This window comes from Salinicoccus hispanicus, from assembly GCF_009831115.1.
Lineage (GTDB): Bacteria > Bacillota > Bacilli > Staphylococcales > Salinicoccaceae > Salinicoccus > Salinicoccus hispanicus.
Map to the genome: position 1 here is coordinate 232063 of NZ_WUUK01000004.1, position 19379 is coordinate 251441.

The following is a 19379-nucleotide window of genomic DNA, read 5'->3' on the forward strand; positions in this document are numbered from 1 at the left end:
TAACTGTGTATTAATCAATTTACAGGAGGCAGTGGCATGGAAATCTGGTTCAGCCTGATATTTGTTGCAGGTTTCGTCGTCATCCACTTGGCATCGAAGCAAATGAAGTTTTTAAAAGTGGATCCCCGGAGCAAGTTTCTCTCTATTGCAGGGGGAATATCAGTAGCATATGTCTTCATGCATCTTCTGCCTGAACTTGGAGAGTACCAGCAGGAATTTGAAGGAGCAGTTGAGGGACTCGAGTTCCTTGAAAGTCATATATATATCATTGCACTCCTGGGACTCGTCATCTTCTATGGCTTGGAGCAGCTTGCAAAGAAATCAAAGAAAATCGGTGCCGAAAACGGTACATACAAGGCATCATCCGGTGTATTCTGGCTTCATATCTCTTCTTTTGCACTGTATAACGCCATCATCGGTTATCTGCTGCTCAGAGGAGAATACCAGTCTGAATGGGGTATGCTACTTTATTTCTTTGCCATGGGTATTCACTTCATTACTAATGATAAGGCACTAAGGTCTGCTCACAAGGATGATTATGACCAGTACGGGCGGTGGCTGCTTACAATTGCCATCACCATTGGTTGGCTCGTCGGCGTATTTGCGGAGTTGAATATTATTGTCCTATCAGTTCTGACTGCATTTCTGGCAGGTGGTGTCATACTCAATGTTATGAAGGAAGAACTGCCAGAAGAAAGGGAAAGCAGTTTTCCAGCCTTTTTCGCCGGTATGCTTGGCTATACTGTTCTTCTTCTGCTCCTGTAATCCTGGCAGTATGATATTCCGAATTGAGCGCATTAAAAAGCTCCCGGCAGTCCGGGTCTGAGCCTGGATTACTGGGAGCTTTTCATTATTTCAAGTGATTCTACTGTTTCCAGCTGTCGTATTCCCTTTGGGAACACAGTGCCTGGTGGTTATTGCCAAAATCTCTTAAGATTATTTCTTCACCCTCTGCATAATCATGCTGAGCCGCATCATAATCGACTCTTCTACGATTCTTTTCAGTACGAGGATCGGGTTGTGGCACTGCGGAAAGCAATGATTTCGTGTATGGATGAATCGGGTTTTCATATACATCTGCAGCGTCGCCAATCTCCAACAGCTGCCCCATATACATGACTGCAATGCGATCAGAGATGTATTTGACCATGGAAAGGTCGTGTGCAATAAAGAGATAGGCGAGTCCACGCTCTTCCTGTATCTCTTTCATCATGTTGACAACCTGTGCCTGGATGGAAACATCCAGGGCAGAAATAGGCTCATCTGCGATGATCAGTTTCGGATCGAAACTGAGTGCACGTGCGATACCAATCCTTTGACGCTGTCCCCCGGAGAATTCATGAGGATACCGGTTGGCATGCTCACGATTCAGTCCGACGGACTCGAGCAATTCATTTATCTTCTGTCGTCTTTCCTTCTTGTCTTTATGAAGCCCATGAATATCATATCCTTCAGACAGGATTTCAAAGACGGTCATCCTCGGGTTGAGTGATGCATAAGGGTCTTGGAAAATCATCTGAAGGTTCTGGTTGAATGTCTTCTGCTCTTTTCGAGTCAGCTGATCAGTGTGCTTGCCATCGAAGATGACTTCTCCACCAGTTTTTTCATACAGTTTGATGATTGTGCGTCCGGTAGTGGATTTACCACAACCGGATTCGCCAACAAGACCCAATGTCTCGCCGGGCATGACGTGGAAAGAAATATCATTTACAGCTTTAAGGGGGTTATTTTTAGACCCGAAGTGCTTTGCAAGATTTTTTACTTCCAGGATAGCTTCTGTCATTCTTTCACCCCTCCTGAGTATTGCATGTATCTGTTCTTGATTATATCAGGAAGCTCTGTTTCAGGTGCATCAGGATGCAGTCTCCAAGTTTTCGCGAAATGATGGTCATTCACTTTGAACATTGGAGGATTCTGTTCATAATCAATTTTCATTGCGTGAGGGTTACGTGGTGCAAAAGCATCACCTTTTGGCGGATTCGTCAAATCTGGTGGTGATCCTTCGATTGTACGCAACTTCTGGCCTTTCTCTTCATTCAGGTCAGGCATTGAGCCGAGCAGCCCCCAAGTATATGGATGCTGTGGATTATAGAATATATCATCCACTGTACCGATTTCTACAATCTCTCCTGCGTACATCACTGCCACACGGTCCGCGACGTTAGCAACAACTCCGAGATCGTGTGTAATGAAAATGATGGATGTTTGAGAGTTCTTTTGGATCTCTTTCATCACATCCAGTATCTGCGCCTGGATGGTTACGTCCAGGGCTGTCGTCGGTTCATCTGCAATAAGTAGCTTTGGATCGGCAGCCAGTGCGATTGCAATGACCACGCGCTGTCGCATACCACCTGAAAATTCATGAGGATACTGGTTGAGACGTTGTTCAGGCATCGGTATGCCAACCATCTGCATGAGTTCAAGCGCACGTTTTTTGGCATCGCTTTTTGATATTTTCTGGTGCTTCAGCATTACTTCTGTAATTTGTCTGCCGATTTTCATTGTCGGATTCAATGAAGTCATTGGATCTTGAAAAATCATACTGATATCATTACCGCGTATTTTTTCCATCTGTTTTTCAGATTGATCTAACAGGTTTTTACCATCGAAGAGTATTTCCCCGCCGGAATAGATGGCAGGCGGCTGCGGGAGCAGTTTCATGATTGCCTGGTTGGTGACACTTTTACCTGATCCGGATTCACCGACAATGGCTAAGGTTTCGCCTTTATAGACATCATAGCTGACACCCCGGACAGCATTTACAGTCCCTGCGTACGTAGAGAAATCTACTTTAAGATCTTTTATTTGGAGAACGGGTTCATTCATCTATATCACTTCCTTAACTTAGGATCGAGAGCATCTCTTAATCCGTCACCAATTGCGTTGAATGCAAAGATTGTCAAACTGATGAGCAGCGCCGGGAAAAATAGTCTCCAAGGCGCGTTCGTCAATGCGGGATAGCCGTCATTGGCCATGGTACCCCAACTTGCCAATGGCGCAGGTACACCAAGTCCCAGATAGCTGAGGAATGCTTCCGTGAAAATTGCATTTGGTATTGTCAGTGTCATTGTGACGAGGATGGCACCAAGTGCATTCGGCAGCAGGTGTTTCCTGATCAGGTGCATGTTCTTGGCACCAAGCGTTCTGGCAGCAAGTACATATTCCTGGTTTTTAAGCTTGAGTATTTCAGAACGTGTAATACGTGCCATGTTTACCCACCCTGTCAATGAAAGGGCGATGATCATAGGGATCAGACCCGGCTGCATGACAACAAGTAGGATGATGACGACAAGCAGGTAGGGGATTGCAGTAAGAATATCTGCGATACGCATCATGATTTCATCGGTACGTCCACCTTTGAGTCCTGCGATGGACCCCCATGCAACACCTACGATGAGATCGATGATGGCGGCTGCAAAACCGATGAAGATTGATATTCTTGCTCCGACCCAAACCCGTGTAAAGATATCGCGTCCGAGATCATCGGTACCGAACCAGTATGTGCCATTAGGACTTGTATTGTAATCGCCGTTCTGCTGTCTATATGTGAATTCAGAAATCATCGGGCCAAAAATTGCACCTAGAATGATGATGAACAGTGTAATGAATCCAACAAGAGCAAGTTTGTTTCTGATGAATCTTCGAGCCACTTCACCCCAGAAGGAAATGGATTTCTTGGCAAGCGTTTCCGCTTCCTCAGTCCTTGATCCAACAATTTCGAAATCGGAAGAATTGAGTTTTGGAATATCTTTATTTGCCACTTGATTTTCCTCCTCTCAACTTGATGCGTGGGTCAATGAAGCTATAAAGAATATCTACAATCAGTACAGCAAGCAGCAGTATGATCGAGTAGAATACGGTAGTTCCCATGATGACTGTGTAGTCCCGGTTGGTGATACTGGTTACGAAATACTTACCTATTCCCGGGATTGCAAATATTTCTTCTATGACGAAACTACCGGTGATGATTCCTGCCGTGAGTGGTGCCAAGTATGTGACAACAGGCAGCAGTGCATTTCTCAAAGCATGCTTGAAAGTAACAACCCATTTTGATATCCCTTTGGCTTTGGCCATCTTTACGTACTCGCTGTTTGTCTCCTCAAGCATGCTTGAGCGTGTCAGTTTCGCGATGAATGCCATTGGTGTGGAAGCGAGTGCCACTGCCGGCAGTATACTGTAGATAAAGCCATTCCATCCGGCAATAGGGAACCATCCGGCCTGAAGTGCCAAATAATATTGGAGTACCGATGCCATGACAAATGAAGGCACGGAGATACCAATGACGGCGACAATACTCATCACATAATCCGGCCATTTATTGTGGAAGAGGGCAGCAATCGTACCGATCAGTACACCCATTCCGACTGCGATGAACATCGCTTCAAGACCGAGAGTCATGGAGATCGGGAAGCCTTCTGCGATCATGTCGTTTGTTTCACGATATTTATATTTCATGGATGTTCCGAAATCCCCCTGTACTGTGTTCAGGAGGTATTCACCGTACTGCACGTACCAAGGGTTATCCAATCCATATTTTGCATTGAGACTTTCCTGTATGGCTGGCGGCACTGCTCTTTCAGAGGCGAAAGGGTTACCTGGGGCCAGACGCATCAGGAAAAATGTTGCTGTAATGATAATAAACAAAGCGATGATGATATATATCAGGCGCTGACCTATATATTTGATCATCCATAACGCTCCTTTCCCAAAAATGACAGGTGAGTATATAAAATACTCACCTGACATAATATTTCTTATTCTTGAATGTCTACATATTTCAATTGAACGTTACCTAGTGGATCAGCTTGCATATTTTGTACTGTGTCTTCATGCACTGAGAGATTCGTGTAGAAGTAGATCGGCGCAAATGGATATTCACTCATCAGGATCTCTTCAGCTTCTTTCATCATCTCTGTACGGGCTGCTTCATCTGTTTCCTGAGCTGCGTCATTCAGCAGCTGAGTATATTCTTCGTTCGTCCAGCCAGTGTCATTGTTACCGCCATCAGTTTTGAAGATTTCAAGGAAGTTGATTGGATCGTTGAAGTCTCCGAGCCAGCCGTAGCGTCCTACCTGGTATTCGCCTGAGTCAAGTGTTTCGAGGTATACCTGCCATTCTGCGTTATCCAGTGTAATATCGATTCCTAGGTTCTCAGCCCAGCCTTGCTGGATGAACTGTGCAACTGCTGCGTGTGCTTCATCAGTGTTGTAGGACAATGCGACGGTGAGTTCTGATGGGTCGCTCATGCCAAGCTCTTCAAGTCCAGTTTCGAGTGCCGCTTTCGCTTCTTCGATGTTGTTGGATTCGAAGTAGTCGCCTGGCTCTTCAAAGCCTTCCATAGTCAGTGGAACAAGCCCAGTAGCTGGCTTCTGTTCACCTTTGGTAACGTTCTCGATAAGGCCTTCGCGGTCGATTGCGAGTGTCAGGGCTTTACGTATATTTTCATTTTGCATTACTTCGTCTTGAGTGTTGAAAACATACATGTAGGTACCAGCCTGGTCACTGACATTCAGTGTGCCATCTTCCCTGAATCTATCAAGAGCGTTCAGGTCGATTGTGTTGAATGGTGAACCGAGGTAGTCGAGCTCTCCTGCTTCGTACATGTTGAGTGCTGTTGCCGCACTTTCAACCATATCGATGTTGACTGTATCAAGTGCAACGTTTTCAGCATCCCAGTAGTTGTCGTTCTTAGTCAGTACAATTTCATCTGAGCTTGTGAAGTTTTCCATTGTGAAAGGACCGTTACCGATATAGTCTTCACCATTCGGATCTGTGTGCCAGTCAGGATTTTCGTCAGCTACAGTGGAATTGATCGGGTAGTATGTGTAGAATGCTGTCAGTTCGTCAAAGTAAGGTGTCGGGTTTACAAGGTTGACTTCAAGCGTCTGATCATCAATTGCTGTAACTGCTACATCATCTACAGAACCTTCGCCTGAGTTATAGGCTTCAGCACCTTCTATGTAGTAGAGTTGGTAAGCGTAGTCTGAAGCATTTTCAGGATCAAGTGCCCATTTCCAGGCATATTCGAAGTCTTGTGCAGTGACAGGGTCACCGTTTGACCATTGTGCATCTCTCAGGGTGTAGGTATAAGTGAGACCATCTTCGCTCACGTCGATGTTTTCTGCCATCGCCGGTTCCGGATTGCCTTCAGGGTCGAGACGTGTCAGACCTTCGAAGACGCTGGCCATGATCGCACCTGATGTTGTATCAGTAGCGAGCGCTGGGTGGAAAGATGGGGGATCTGAAGCGATTGAGAGGTTGATGGATTTATTGCCACCGGATTCTCCCTCGCTTGATGTACTCTCTTCGCTAGTATCTCCGCCGCTGTCTCCACCGAAGTTACAGGCTGCAAGAACGAGTGTCAGAGTCAGGAAAAGCAGTAAAGCTTTGAAATTTTTCATACAATTCACTCCTTTTTTACTATTCGTATTATACTGCATATTACAATAGGATTACAACACCGTATATGTGTAATATGAAACTCTTATTTCCGATTTCCTCTATAAAATATACCCTCCCATTCCTCCTTTTTGAAAGCGCTTACCTGATATGCATTATCAGTGTATAATACTGAAATGTCAAATTAGTAACACCTTTGTAACATGCATGGAATTGTGTAGTAAACTTTTAGAAAGGCTTCAGCTTGCATCGACTAAATTCTCATACTTGGGGTATAGAGACATATCATATATGAGAAGAGGTTCGAAAATGAAAATATTGCTTACCGGTGCCTCCGGATATATTGGCGGTAATCTACTGGAAAGTCTTAAGGAAGACTATGAAATCGTTGCTGTTTCAAGAAACACGGATAATAAGGAAGATGAAAAAAATGTGACCTGGAAGGAAGCCGATCTCTATTCCCAGATTGACATTGAAAATGTAATGGATGACATTGATATTGCCATCTACCTCGTACACTCCATGCAGCCCTCATCGAAACTTTCCCAGGCGAAGTTCGAAGATATGGATGCGATACTTGCCGATAACTTCGCATGGGCGGCCAAACAGAAGGGTGTGAAGCGGATCATCTACTTGAGCGGGATCATTCCGGATGACGACAAACTGTCATCGCATCTGAGCAGTCGGCTTGAATGTGAGAAAATACTCGGCTCCTACGGCATACCTGTAACAACGTTACGGGCGGGTCTGATCGTCGGTCCGAAAGGATCTTCCTTCCCGATTCTGCATAACCTGGTAAAGCGCCTGCCGGGCATGCTGCTGCCATCATGGGCTTATAATCGCACGCATCCTGTGGCACTCAAGGATGTCATCACCGGACTCACGAGAGTGGTCAGAAGAGAACCGGACAATAATGAAGCGATTGATATCGGCGGACCGGATGAGAAGACATACAAGGAACTGTTTGTGGAGACAGCAGAAGTCATGGATAAAAAGCTCCCGATGGTTGATGTGCCGATCATCCCGATTTTCCTGTCGAAGCTCTGGGTGCGTCTCATTGCACAAAAACCGAAAGAGATGGTCTATCCTCTGCTGGAAAGCCTCACACACAGTATGGTAATGCGTAAGGAAAATTATGAAGAGGGGATATCCAATGCACCGACCACTTTCAAGGAAAGTGTACGCATTGCGCTGGATAGTGAAATGGACAGCAGTTCGAAGTCCGGTATTGAGATTGTACAGAAGGAAGATGTGGAAAAGAACGATGTAAAGTCCGTACAGCGCATCCGCATACCTAAGCAATGGTCGATAGATGATACGGCTGACTATTATGTCAACTGGCTTTCACGGGTTGGTGGCAAGTTCATCAGTACAAAAGTGGAAGAAGACCAGACATCGATTGCATTACCATTCTTCAAAACACCAATTCTTATTCTGGACAGGTCAGAAGCGCGTTCATATGAGAATCGTATCCTCTACTACATCAAAGGGGGAAAGTTTTCTCATGAAAGAGAGGAAGGGCGTGCACGTCTTGAATTCCGAAGAGTACTGGACACTGATGAAGTGCTTATTGCTATCCACGAGTATGAACCGACGCTGCCATGGTTTGTATACACATTGACACAGGCCAAGATCCATCTGATTGTCATGAAAGCTTTCGGGTTTGAAACAAGACTCCTCGCAAATATGCTGGACTCAAGATATGCGAAATATGTATCCAATCCAAATGAATCTTAAAATCAAATGGACTAGGAAATAGTTGATAAAAGCGAGGCCCGATGTCATATGGGTCTCGCTTTTCCCGGTTTTGGAGCAGTGGATCTGTACCATTGATAGCATAGGATGATGATCAGCATCAAGTCGATGATATCCCCTCCATAGTACATGAGCATTGCACCGGTTTCCGCTTCGGTTTTCAGGATGCTTCCCGGTGGATGGGCATAGATCAGCTTGGAGAGCACTTTGTGGAACCCGAGTGCCAGAACCAGTACAATCCCCCGATAGATGAAGCTGTAACGGTGTGTCGTTATATCGGTATATATAATGGATATGGTGAAAAGGTAGCCTGCCAGGAAAACATGCAGGTGCACAAGAGCGTACAACCAAAGCGATGTGTGCATCAGCGTAAACAGGTCTGTCATGTAAAGCAGGTATAGGCCGCCAATATTCAATATCGCTGCAGCTGTCGGGTTGGTGATGAATTTTACGTATCTGCTGTTGAGCAGATGGCTCACACGTTTTGCCGTCTGTACAGGGAGTGTCCGCATGAGAAGCATCATGGGCCGACTGAATACTATAAGCAGCGGTGCAAGCATGCCGAGCAGGAGATGTCCTACCATATGCGCAATGAAGTTATCATGGGACAGTTCAGCCAGAGGACCACTGAGTGCCGATGCAGCGAAAATGATGCCGAGAACCCACCAGAAATACCGGGAAGCTTTCCATTTTGAATACTTTCTATTCGAGATGAGCATTGCTGAAAGATACAGGCAGAGGGCTACTGCCGCAATGATGCCGACCGCAATCTCGAGTGCAGCAAAATTTGCATGGTTCATGTGTGAATGCATCATCTCATCCCGCCTGACGTTGCTTTCTCGCCCGGATCATCAGAACGATGCCGATGGAGAGCAGCAAAGCCCCGGTGATGTTCCAGGCAAGGTCGTATGGGAGGATCTCCACACCGTAGCGCACCTGGTGGATCTGCAACAGTTTATGGTTTACGATACCATCGAACAACTGGAAACCTCCGAGGCCGATGAAGAATGATGCAACCCACGTGGATGCATGTCTGCGTTCCCTGCGATTCAGATCTGCGAACATGAACAATCCCAGCACGACGGCAAAGAGGGCGAATGCATTCAGCAGACCGTCGGATAGGATGCCGATGAACGGTGTGGAGTGGTCGTAGAAGTGGTGCCACTGCAAAATCTGGTGGAAGATGATTTCGTCGATCAAAGCCATCAGACCAATTCCAAAAAATATACCGGATATGATGTTGCTTCGGATGTCTGGTGTTTTCTTCTCGTGCATCTTACCCTCTCCTTCCATTTTCATTTCATGTTTCCATACCCCTGTTCATGTATACGTAAAAATAAACATCACTTGTTCTTGAAATGATCTACTCTGGTTTTACGTCTTGTACGCATGAGCAGTTACATATAAGGGCGAAAGTTCAGTATGTTATTCTTGAGGAAAAAGGATGAGTCGATGGCTGATATAATCATATTGGATGATACAGAAATCAAACTGAAACAATACGAATCAAAAGAGACGGATGGACTGCATGAGGTCTCCTTCACTTTCGATGTGACAAGCGAAGAATACCATGATATTGCAGTGCTGCTCTATAGAGAAACATTCGATGTCAATATACCGGAAGAAGATCTGAAGTTCAGAGGGACGATCACCAACTATTCCACTTCACTGGATAATCTCTACGAAGAGAACCAGACAGGAGAATTCAGGGTGACACTTCAGGAAGTTGAAGCATAAGGAGACGGATATATGAAATTGAGTATCTTGGATCAGGCACCGGTTGCAGAAGGACAGACTCCGAAAGAAGCACTCGAGGCTTCCATGAAGCTTGCCCAGACAGGCGACGCACATGGCTATACACGTTTCTGGGTAGCCGAGCATCATGCATGGTCGAACCTGGCTTCCAGTTCGCCGGAAGTGTTCCTCGGCTACATCGGTGCTCGGACCAATCGGATAAGAATCGGTTCCGGTGCTGTACTTCTGCCCTACTACAAGCCATACAAGGTGGCTGAGAATTTCAATCTATTGGCAACGCTGTTCGGAGACCGTGTGGACATCGGCATCGGCAGAGCACCTGGGGGCTCGGCGGAAGCATCTGAAGCACTGTCCGATGGTTTCCTGCAGCAGGTCTTCAAGATGCCGGATCTGGTTGATGAACTGATCGGCTACGTGGAAGATACGGATGTCCATGTGTCGGCTCATCCGGTTCCTCCGTACAGGCCTGAACTATGGATGCTTGGAACGAGTAGGAAGAGTGCGGCATTCGCAGCCGAAAAAGGTCTACTGTACTGCTTCGGCCAGTTCATGAGCGATGAGGATGGCGTGGAGATACTGAATGCCTACCGCGAGCATTACATTCCGCGCCATGGCGATTCCCATCCATACAGCATCATGGGCGTATCGGTCGTGTGTGCCGAGACGACCGAAGCTGCGCATGACATCGCGTTAAGCTGGCTCATCTGGCAAGTACAGCAGTCTCACGGAAATAATGGCGCAATCCCATCCATCGAAGCGGCTAAGGCGTATCAATTGACCCCTGATGATGAACAGAAGATCGCCAACATGAGAAAGAAGATGATCATCGGCAATCCTCTGGAAGTGGCAGATGCACTTCGGGCAATGCAGAACAGGACGGGGGCTGATGAATTCATGATCATCACCATCACTTTTTCCCCGGAAGATAAGCAGAAGTCCTACCAGTATGTTGCACAGGCTCTGAACGAATAGCCATCCGTCCCACGGATGGCTATTTTCTATTCATATTGAACAGTTTCAAGCTGTGCAAGCTGTTCGAACCCGACGTTGCCGCCCGAAATGACAAAGCACACCTTTTCATCTGCAGCAGGCAGATAACTTCCATCAAGAATCGCTGCCAGACTGATGGCACCGGAAGGCTCTGCCAGAATCTTTCCTTCCATCAATAGCAGTTTCGTGGCCTTTGATATGGATGTCTCGGATGCTTTCAGCATGCCATCTGCATACATTTGTACAATCGGGAAATTACGTTCACCAGGCTGGTCAGTCACCAGAGCATCCGCTATGGTGCTTGTGCTTTCGACCTTCACTCTTTTCTTTTGAGCGAGACTTTCGCTGTAGCGTGGCATATTATGGGGTTCTGCACCAAGAATGCTGATATCCGCCTTGGACTGCTTGATGGCGGTGAGTATACCGCCAAGCAGTCCGCCGCCGCTTGTCGGCACGATGACTGTATCGAGGGCAGGGTGCTGTGACATGATTTCAAGACCGGCAGTCCCCTGTCCCATGATGATCTCCGCATCATCGTATGGATGGAAAAGTGTGTATCCATGTGCCTCTGCCAATCGGGCGCTCATAGCGAACCGTTCTGTTACATCACATTCGATCACTGTCGCACCGAGCTGTTTAATGGCTCCAACTTTGAACGGTGAAGCGGTATCCGGCACTACCACTGTTGCCGTAATGCCAAGTGTCCTTGCTGCGTGTGCAACAGCTTTGCCATGATTGCCGGAAGAAGCGGTGATGATGCCGTTCTGCTTCTCTTCCATGGATAGTGTAAGCATCTTGCTGATTGCCCCACGATACTTGAATGATTGTGTCACCTGCATGTTTTCAAGTTTAAGATAGACCTCGCACCCCAGAAATTCATCCAGGGCATCTGCTCTCAATAATGGGGTTTCGACGATATATGGCGCAATCTTCAATTGCGCTTCTTTAATTGACTCCAATGTAACTGCCATCATTCGGCCTCCTTTTCATTCTTTATTATACATATGTAATTAAAACTCACAATTTTATAAAAATAGGAACGCTTCATTTGCTGTAATGAATACTGTACATTTATGATGAATGAAAGACTGAAGGAGGAGGAAGATGAATGAAAGCAGTATTCCATGAAAAAGAGAAGGGCATGGCGGGGGTCAAGTACGGTGATATGGCAGTTCCGGAACCTCGTCAGGGCGAAGTAAGAATCAGATTGAAAACGGCTGGGCTGAATCATAGAGATCTTATGGTACCGGACCGTCATCAGCCCGGGGATCCGGCTCTCGTCCTGGGTTCTGATGGTGCGGGTATTGTGGATGCGGTAGGCCAAGGTGTAAAAAAATTGGGACAAGGCGATGCAGTCATCGTCAATCCGGCTCTGGGCTGGAATGAAAACAGCGACGCGCCTCCTGCAGGTTTTGAGATTGTCGGTCTCCCGGACCATGGTACTTTTGCAGAATATATTGTGGTGCCAGAAGAGAATGCGGTGCTGAAACCTGAATATCTGAGTTGGCAGGAAGCAGGCGCATACGCCCTTGCAGCAATGACTGCATATCGTGCGCTCTTCACCCGCGGAGGTGTGAAAGAAGGGACGCGCGTCCTGATTCCAGGGGGTACAGGTGGTGCAGGCATATATCTCATACAATTTGCCAAAGCAGCCGGAGCAACCGTCTACGTTACGTCACGTTCACAGGAGAAAAGGGAGAAGGCGCTCGAGCTCGGGGCTGATTTTGCAATCGATAGTGAAGCGGATTGGGACGATGCGATGAACGGCGAGAAGGTGGACGTGGTCATCGAGAGTGTCGGTGCCTCCACTTTCAATAAGGCACTTGACCAGCTTAGAAAAGGCGGGACCATTGTAGCATTCGGCGCATCTACAGGAGATACTGTGAATTTCAATCTCAGAAAATTCTTCTATGGCCAGTTCAATTTCCTTGGTTCCACGATGGCGAGTACCGACGAGCTGCACGACATGCTCAAATTCTCCGAGAAACATAATATCAGACCTCTGATAGACCGGAGCCATACGCTTGCCGATTTCAAGGCGGCGTTCGACTATCTGGAAAGTGCAGACATGATGGGTAAGATTGCTTTAACAATCGATAAATAGTGTATTTCAAAAGAGAACAGGGCGATGCCGATTGATTTCATTCTTTTTCAGTAAAAAAATCTACCGGAATAAAATCTATTAATTTTATGGCCTTGCCGGCGCATACCTGATAGATTTAAGAAGACTATATTATCAGGAAGAGGTAGATGGATGGCTGAAGATAAGAAAAGCCGGTTGCTTGAAATACTTGCAACATCAACAAAACTGGGTTTGACGTCGTTTGGCGGGCCAGTGGCCCATCTTGCATATTTCAAGGACGAATATGTGGATAGAAGAAAGTGGCTTGATGACAGGACATATGCAGAGATCATCGCGCTATGCCAGTTTCTGCCGGGCCCTGCCAGCAGCCAGGTCGGCATTTCCATAGGCATGTTGAGGGGCGGCCTGCTTGGCGGCCTGCTCTCCTGGCTCGGGTTTACTCTGCCCTCGGTGCTTGTACTGATATTATTTGCACTACTATATCAGACATTCAATCTTGAAGGTGCACAGTTCATACAAAGTCTCAAAGTGGTTGCGGTCGCAGTCGTTCTGCATGCACTAATCGGTATGGGCAGAAAGCTGACACCCGATCGTCCAAGAATTACGATGGCCATCATCGCTGCTGCTGTAATGCTGCTCTATCCTTCCGCCTGGGTGCAGATCATCATCATCATTGCCGGTGGCACTGTCGGCTATCTGATGTTCAGGCAACGCGCCGAGTCGAACATTACAGCGTTCAGAATCGGCATTTCCAAAAAGACAGGGATCGGTGCTTTGAGTATACTGGCCATCCTACTCATTCTTTTGCCAATGATGAACCGGATGGTCGATCATGCATTGCTCAATATTTTCGATATCTTCTTCAGAGTCGGGGCACTCGTATTTGGGGGCGGACATGTCGTGCTCCCAATGATCGAGCGTGAAGTTGTTCCTACAGGTCTGATGGAGGCAAATGAATTTCTGGCCGGCTACGGTATGGCACAGGCCGTTCCTGGACCGCTCTTCACTTTTGCGAGCTACCTGGGTACGGTCATGTCTGGTATACCGGGGGGCATTGTTGCAACGATGGCCATTTTCCTGCCGTCCTTTCTGCTCGTCATCGGTGCGCTGCCATTTCTTGATGCATTAAGAAAATATGATGCATTTCAAGGGATTCTGATGGGAGTGAACGCAGTGGTGGTGGGCATATTACTGGCTGCTTTCTATGATCCGGTCTTCACAAGTTCCATCTTCGAACCCGTCGACTTTGTGCTGGCCCTGGTACTGTTCTTCCTTCTTTCCGTGTGGAAGATTCCCGCCTGGATGGTTGTGATCATTGGTATAGCCGGTGGCTACATACTGCATCTGCCATCGTTTCTTTGATCGATGTCAGCTACTGGAGGTTGCTCCCCAGGATGAAAGGGTATAGCTGAAGACCAGCACTTTTCCCGGCAGGTGAATGGAGATGAATGAAATGCCGAAATTCAAGAATGAAGCGAGTGCTTATGAGATGGATGTAGGCCACTTCGAAATTTTCTTCAGAAAACGCTACAATCTATTGTCCATTCTGAATGATCTATCACTCGGTCTTTGGTTTACTGTGGGAAGTATATTATTTTTCTGGACTGCCACTCAGACATTCGGGACGATATTTTTTGTGCTCGGAAGTCTTCAGCTTCTCGGTCGTCCGATACTGAAGCTGATGCATGCTTTCTTTATGAAAAGAGAATCTGGAAGGACCATGGACGATTCAGATACGAATGATAATTGAAATGGTGAAAGTGCACTATTGAAAAACAGGCGGTCCGTGAAGATTGATGGGAGATGATTGGATGTACAAAAACATACTTCTCGCCATAGATGGTTCCGAAAACAGTCAAAGAGCGAGTCATGAGGCTGCAAAGCTGGCATTGGACGACGTTGTCAATGTAACAATCCTGCACGTCATGGATCCGGATGATACACAAAAGGATGTCGTCCGATCGACTACGGAACGTCATCTGAATAAGCAGAAAAAAGATACGCTGTCGTCAATCATCCGTTTTTTTGATGAACAGGCAGTCGACCATGAATATGTAATACGACGTGGACTCCCTGCAAGAAAAATCATCGAAGAAGCGAATACGGGAAGCTATGATGTTCTGGTCATCGGCAGCAGAGGTTTGAATATATTTCAGGAAATGGTTCTTGGCAGCGTCAGTCATAAGGTGGCTAAGCATGCCAGAATCCCTGTAGTGATTGTAAAATAGGCACTTCCATATGGAAGTGCCTATTTTTATGCATCTTGCACTGGAAATGCAGATATGATAATTTTAAAGGAAGGTTATATTTTTGAAAATTTAAATAATTCAGGAGGTGCATGATGCTCATTCTTAATGAGAAGGACATAATGTCATTCTATAATATGTCCCAGTGCATGGAAGATATCCGAAGCATGCTGCAACATAAGGCTCGGGGTGATATCATCAGCCCACACCGCACTGTCATCGAGTCCAAGGAGACCAATGGATCGGCTCTATATATGCCGAACCTGGATACTTATGAAAAGATCATGAGCATGAAGGCAGTCACCATTTTTCCGGATAATCCATCAGTAGGCAAATCGACGACGCAAGGAGTGCTCCTGCTATCCGATGCAGAGGATGGCTCCCATCTGGCCATGCTGAATGCATCCTACCTGACACGTCTGAGGACAGGCACAATCAGTGCGCTGGCTACCGATCATCTGGCCCGGAAAGATGCGGGCACACTGCTTGTCATCGGCACAGGTGGAATGGCATTCGAGCAGGTGCTCGGCGTTCTTGAAGTGAGGGCAATAAGCAGGATCATGCTTTTTAACCCGACTGTCGAAAAGGCATATGGATTCATGCAGAAGTTGCGGGATTTCAGTATCAATCCCGAGATTGAGGTGGAAGTCCATACAGATGTGGATGAAGCAGTTCCCCAAGCAGATATCATCTGTTGCAGTACAAGGTCCAGGCTGCCTGTCTTCAGAGGGGAAGATATCCGCCCTGGAACACATGTCAACGGTGTCGGCTCATATCTGCCTGATATGAGGGAGGTGGATTTCGACTTCATCCAACGCACGGATAAGATTGTTGTCGACGACTTTGATGGTGCCACACATGAAGCAGGAGAACTCATCCATGCAAATGATCAGGATGGATGGTCATACAGTGATCTTCATGGGGAACTGATGGACATCGTCAACAGTGACATCAAAGGTCGCCAGAGTGACACGGAGATTACTTTCTTCAAGTCGGTGGGCGCCGCCTATTTCGACTCTGCAGCTGCCATTGGTGTATATAAAGAAGCGAAGAAAGGAAACAAAGGAACATCAGTGGAAATCTGATATTTGGGGGGATGGAAATGACAAAGCGGTCAAAGTTCAAAGACCCGGGCTTCATACTTGCGATTGTGGTACTCGTATACTCCGCTTTTGTTTGGATCTGGTGGCCTCATGAAATGTATGTTGCAGGAGTGGCATTGACAGCCTGGCTTATGCTTGCAGGTATCATTTTGTGGTTTGGGCTCGCAATCGTCTACGTGCTATGGATAGAGCGTGTTGAGAAGTCAGTAAAGAAACAGACAGAGAGGCGGGATGCACATGAGGATTACTGAAGCCATCATTGTCTTTTTGTATTTGCTGTTCATGATCGGAATTGGTCTCTATTTTTATAAAAGAGCACGGTCATCTTCTTCCGACTACTATACTGCCGGTTCCAACATCAATACGTTCGTGGGGGCATTTGCAATCGCTGCAGCTGTTGCCAGTTCGAGTTCACTGATGGGTGCAGTCGGGTCGGGAGTTACACTCGGTCTGCCGTATTTCTTTGCCTATGCTTTCGGGGCGATCGGTATCCTTCCTTTTGCGATGTTTCTGATTTCAGGGCAGGTAAGAAGAGCGGGGGTAAAAACAATGCCGGACTTCTTCGACCAGAGGTTCGGACGCTCTGTCCAGATCCTTGCAGCCATTATTGTTGTACTGGCGATGACATTCTACATGGTCCCGCAACTCACTGCCTCAGGTCTCATCGGATCATATGTCCTCGGCATAGACTACATCTGGGCAGTCATCATCCTTGGTCTCGGGTTCACCATATATGCGGCTCTTGGCGGCATGTGGGCAATTACCTACACCGATCTTTTCCAGGGGGCAATCATGCTGCTCGGTGTCATGGTGCTGGCAGCATTCATCCTGTTCGATCACAGCGGAATCGGCACGCTGCTGAGTGATGCACTTTCAACAGACCCGAACTTCGGCGATGTCACTCAGCCGTGGATGGCCTACTTCGGTCTTTTCATTGCCTTCCTATGGTTCGGCATCATCTCTCCATCCGTAGTCATGCGTAATTTCGCATCCAGAGATGCCAAAACTGCACGACGCTCCTCGATGTGGGGCACGCTCATCTATCTGCTGCTTTTCCTGAGCGGTATGGTTGTTGCGATGGCTGGTGCAAGTCTCGGTATCGCTGGACAGTTGGATAATGCAGATATGATTTTCGTATCGGTCATTGAGCATTATCTGCCACCGATCATCGGAGGCATCATGCTTGCAGGCCTTCTGGCGTCGATCATGTCATCAGCGGATGCGATGCTGCTCGCTGTATCCGCGGGTGTCGCATACGATATCTACAAGAAAAATATCAATAAGAACGCGAGTGAGCAGTTGATCACCCTGCTCAGTCTGATTGTCATGATGGTCGCCAGTGTCATCGGCATCCTTATCGCCATCAATCCACCACAGCTTATCGCCATCATGGTCGGCTGGGTCGGTGGGTTTCTATTATCTTCATTCGGTATTCCTTTTGTCCTCGGCATCTGGTGGAAGCGCGCCAATAGGCAAGGTGCTTTTGCCGGCATGCTCGGAGGTGCTGTCGTCTTTCTGGTGCTGGTCTCGCTCCAGATTCTCCCTACCAATGCCGAACCGATCATTGCAGCGCCGATATCATTGATTCTCACTGTCGGTGTCAGCCTGATGACACCAGCACCATCAAGAGAAGTCCAGGCCCAGGTCGACCGCTACCATACGCATATCGAAGCGGAAGGCAAAGCGGCTGCCCGTTCTGAAGAGGTCTAGAGTCATGCTGATTGGCAAACAGGAAAAATACATTGAACAGCTCGGTGCATCGACTGTGACAGCGGATGAGCTTCCGGGTTTTATCAGAAAAGCAGCTGGTGTGATGCAGAAGTTCAGCACAGTCAGGAATGAAGAGGCAATCAGGCAGAGTATCGAAAGCAGGCATCTCATCCATCATCCGATGTGGATCATAAAGAACACGGTCGTTGCGACACGTCGCCCATTCAAACCGAAGCGCATACCAAATATGATATTCATAGATGCAGTATCAGGCTACCGGGGGCTGCTTTCTACAGTTCCTGCCATATCTGAAGTTGTTGTGGAGAAAAACAGCATCATCCATCCCGTCATCAATGAATCGGATGTCGGACGATATATGAAGGATGTACAAGCAAGGCAGATCGACCGATCATATGTACTCAAAAAACCGCAGCATGAGCCATCCGAACCGAGGCTCGTCCATCTTCCCCTATGGAAGGTCGTGATGACAGGGGAGAAAGGCAGGGAAGTCTACTACATCAATGCCAATACGGGAGAATCGGAAGCCTTCATGAGCAGACGCTGGTCGAGCGGTGAAGATCTGATCAATCAGATTAATAAGGAAGATTCGGTATGGAAACCATAATATTCTTTGCAACGACTTTTGTTTTCATCATTCAGGCATTCTATACACATTTTATTTCGAATAAGAGAAGCTACTTCAGTTTCGACGATGCTGTCTTTACTGAACAGGAGCTTGTAGAACTTGAGGATTCATGGATTGAAATTCTGGAAAGGTTCTCTATTTTTCTGATGTTCGGCATATTCCTGGTTGCCGTCGTCTATCACCTTTATGTCGATCCGGTAAATGCAATATGGTTTATCGTTTCAATCTATGTCATCATGCTTGCGCTGCTTGCTGTAATCAACTATAAGGTATACCGGATTACAACTCTGAATAAGTATTTATGGCACTCAGTCTGGCCAATGCTTGGGGTACCTGTAATCATCTATCTTATGCTGACACTCGGTGTGAAGGCAGTTGATATTCACTTTGAAGAACACGCTATTACGATCAGTGACGAACGTTGGGAAATACAGTTTAGCGAAATTGATGAACTGGAAATGGTCTCGGATGAACCGTCAATTCCAGTCGATAATCGTGTGTCAGGCATCGGTGCCCACCTCCATGGTGATTACACGATAGATGACAAGCTTTATACCTTGCATATAGAAGACCGATCGAGTGAAATGATACGACTAGTGACCAATAACCACTACAGGTATTTCAATTCAGGTGATACTGCACTTACTTCAAGATGGTATGAAGAGCTGAAGCAGCGGATTGAATAGCGGCGC

The 19379-nt window shown here is 46.9% G+C and carries 21 protein-coding genes; 13 read left to right on the forward strand and 8 right to left on the reverse strand.

Annotation, left to right across the window (positions count from 1 at the left end):
• Window positions 1-36: 36 nt before the first annotated feature.
• Window positions 37-765, forward strand: a complete 729-nt coding sequence (locus GQ671_RS11105; protein ID WP_160657053.1) for a hypothetical protein — start codon at window positions 37-39, stop codon at window positions 763-765.
• Between the two features lie 100 nt (window positions 766-865).
• Here the strand turns inward: GQ671_RS11105 and GQ671_RS11110 are convergent, their stop codons facing one another.
• From GQ671_RS11110 to GQ671_RS11130, 5 genes are all read right to left on the reverse strand, one after another.
• Window positions 866-1783: an ABC transporter ATP-binding protein gene (locus tag GQ671_RS11110; protein WP_160657055.1), complete on the reverse strand. Its 918-nt coding sequence runs from the start codon at window positions 1781-1783 to the stop codon at window positions 866-868.
• Window positions 1780-2826 (reverse strand): ABC transporter ATP-binding protein, encoded by a 1047-nt coding sequence (locus tag GQ671_RS11115; protein ID WP_160657058.1) that lies wholly within the window; start codon window positions 2824-2826, stop codon window positions 1780-1782. The genes GQ671_RS11110 and GQ671_RS11115 overlap by 4 nt, the downstream gene beginning before the upstream one ends.
• Window positions 2827-2831: 5 nt before the next feature.
• Window positions 2832-3761 (reverse strand): ABC transporter permease, encoded by a 930-nt coding sequence (locus GQ671_RS11120; RefSeq protein WP_160657060.1) that lies wholly within the window; start codon window positions 3759-3761, stop codon window positions 2832-2834.
• Complete coding sequence (locus GQ671_RS11125; RefSeq protein WP_160657063.1) at window positions 3751-4689, reverse strand: ABC transporter permease; 939 nt, start codon at window positions 4687-4689, stop codon at window positions 3751-3753. Before GQ671_RS11125 ends, GQ671_RS11120 begins: the two co-directional genes overlap by 11 nt.
• 65 nt (window positions 4690-4754) lie before the next feature.
• Complete coding sequence (locus tag GQ671_RS11130; protein WP_160657066.1) at window positions 4755-6401, reverse strand: peptide ABC transporter substrate-binding protein; 1647 nt, start codon at window positions 6399-6401, stop codon at window positions 4755-4757.
• 307 nt (window positions 6402-6708) lie between these two features.
• Here GQ671_RS11130 and GQ671_RS11135 point away from each other — a divergent pair, with 307 nt between their 5' ends.
• The gene (locus GQ671_RS11135; RefSeq protein ID WP_160657069.1) at window positions 6709-8136 is read left to right on the forward strand and encodes an NAD-dependent epimerase/dehydratase family protein; all 1428 of its coding nucleotides are present in this window, start codon (window positions 6709-6711) and stop codon (window positions 8134-8136) included.
• Between the two features lie 44 nt (window positions 8137-8180).
• Here the strand turns inward: GQ671_RS11135 and GQ671_RS11140 are convergent, their stop codons facing one another.
• Together GQ671_RS11140 and GQ671_RS11145 are read right to left on the reverse strand one after the other, a co-directional pair.
• Window positions 8181-8954, reverse strand: a complete 774-nt coding sequence (locus tag GQ671_RS11140) for a cytochrome c oxidase assembly protein (RefSeq protein WP_246153244.1) — start codon at window positions 8952-8954, stop codon at window positions 8181-8183.
• A 16-nt stretch (window positions 8955-8970) separates the two neighbouring features.
• Entirely contained in the window at window positions 8971-9429 is a 459-nt protein-coding gene (locus tag GQ671_RS11145) for a DUF2243 domain-containing protein (protein ID WP_160657075.1), read from the reverse strand.
• A 177-nt stretch (window positions 9430-9606) separates the two neighbouring features.
• On the opposite strand from GQ671_RS11145, the gene GQ671_RS11150 reads away from it, so the two are divergent.
• Both GQ671_RS11150 and GQ671_RS11155 read left to right on the forward strand, forming a co-directional pair.
• The gene (locus tag GQ671_RS11150) at window positions 9607-9891 is read left to right on the forward strand and encodes a DUF3219 family protein (RefSeq protein WP_160657077.1); all 285 of its coding nucleotides are present in this window, start codon (window positions 9607-9609) and stop codon (window positions 9889-9891) included.
• 12 nt (window positions 9892-9903) lie between these two features.
• On the forward strand, window positions 9904-10881 hold the full coding sequence (locus tag GQ671_RS11155) for an LLM class flavin-dependent oxidoreductase (protein WP_160657080.1): 978 nt from the start codon (window positions 9904-9906) through the stop codon (window positions 10879-10881).
• 26 nt (window positions 10882-10907) lie between these two features.
• On the opposite strand, the gene GQ671_RS11160 is transcribed toward GQ671_RS11155, so the two are convergent.
• Window positions 10908-11870: a threonine ammonia-lyase gene (locus GQ671_RS11160; protein WP_160657083.1), complete on the reverse strand. Its 963-nt coding sequence runs from the start codon at window positions 11868-11870 to the stop codon at window positions 10908-10910.
• 137 nt (window positions 11871-12007) lie between these two features.
• Between GQ671_RS11160 and GQ671_RS11165 the strand changes: the two genes are divergently transcribed.
• The 9 genes from GQ671_RS11165 (at window position 12008) to GQ671_RS11205 (ending at window position 19373) form a co-directional block, all read left to right on the forward strand.
• Complete coding sequence (locus GQ671_RS11165) at window positions 12008-13003, forward strand: zinc-binding dehydrogenase (RefSeq protein WP_160657086.1); 996 nt, start codon at window positions 12008-12010, stop codon at window positions 13001-13003.
• Between the two features lie 150 nt (window positions 13004-13153).
• A complete protein-coding gene (gene chrA / locus GQ671_RS11170; protein ID WP_160657089.1) occupies window positions 13154-14344 on the forward strand; it encodes a chromate efflux transporter in 1191 nt (396 codons plus the stop codon).
• Window positions 14345-14420: 76 nt separating this feature from the next.
• Window positions 14421-14732 carry a YrhK family protein gene (locus tag GQ671_RS11175; protein WP_211364917.1) on the forward strand — a complete coding sequence of 104 codons (312 nt, stop codon included), beginning with the start codon at window positions 14421-14423 and terminating at the stop codon, window positions 14730-14732.
• Between the two features lie 61 nt (window positions 14733-14793).
• Window positions 14794-15210, forward strand: a complete 417-nt coding sequence (locus GQ671_RS11180) for a universal stress protein (protein ID WP_160657092.1) — start codon at window positions 14794-14796, stop codon at window positions 15208-15210.
• Window positions 15211-15323: 113 nt separating this feature from the next.
• Window positions 15324-16313 (forward strand): ornithine cyclodeaminase family protein, encoded by a 990-nt coding sequence (locus tag GQ671_RS11185; protein ID WP_160657095.1) that lies wholly within the window; start codon window positions 15324-15326, stop codon window positions 16311-16313.
• 17 nt (window positions 16314-16330) lie between these two features.
• On the forward strand, window positions 16331-16582 hold the full coding sequence (locus GQ671_RS11190) for a hypothetical protein (RefSeq protein WP_160657098.1): 252 nt from the start codon (window positions 16331-16333) through the stop codon (window positions 16580-16582).
• Window positions 16569-18041 (forward strand): sodium:solute symporter family protein, encoded by a 1473-nt coding sequence (locus GQ671_RS11195; RefSeq protein WP_160657101.1) that lies wholly within the window; start codon window positions 16569-16571, stop codon window positions 18039-18041. The genes GQ671_RS11190 and GQ671_RS11195 overlap by 14 nt, the downstream gene beginning before the upstream one ends.
• Before the next feature lie 4 nt (window positions 18042-18045).
• Window positions 18046-18666, forward strand: coding sequence for a hypothetical protein (locus GQ671_RS11200; RefSeq protein WP_160657104.1), 621 nt, complete (start codon window positions 18046-18048; stop codon window positions 18664-18666).
• Window positions 18654-19373 (forward strand): hypothetical protein, encoded by a 720-nt coding sequence (locus GQ671_RS11205; RefSeq protein WP_160657107.1) that lies wholly within the window; start codon window positions 18654-18656, stop codon window positions 19371-19373. The genes GQ671_RS11200 and GQ671_RS11205 overlap by 13 nt, the downstream gene beginning before the upstream one ends.
• The last annotated feature ends 6 nt before the right edge of the window (window positions 19374-19379 follow it).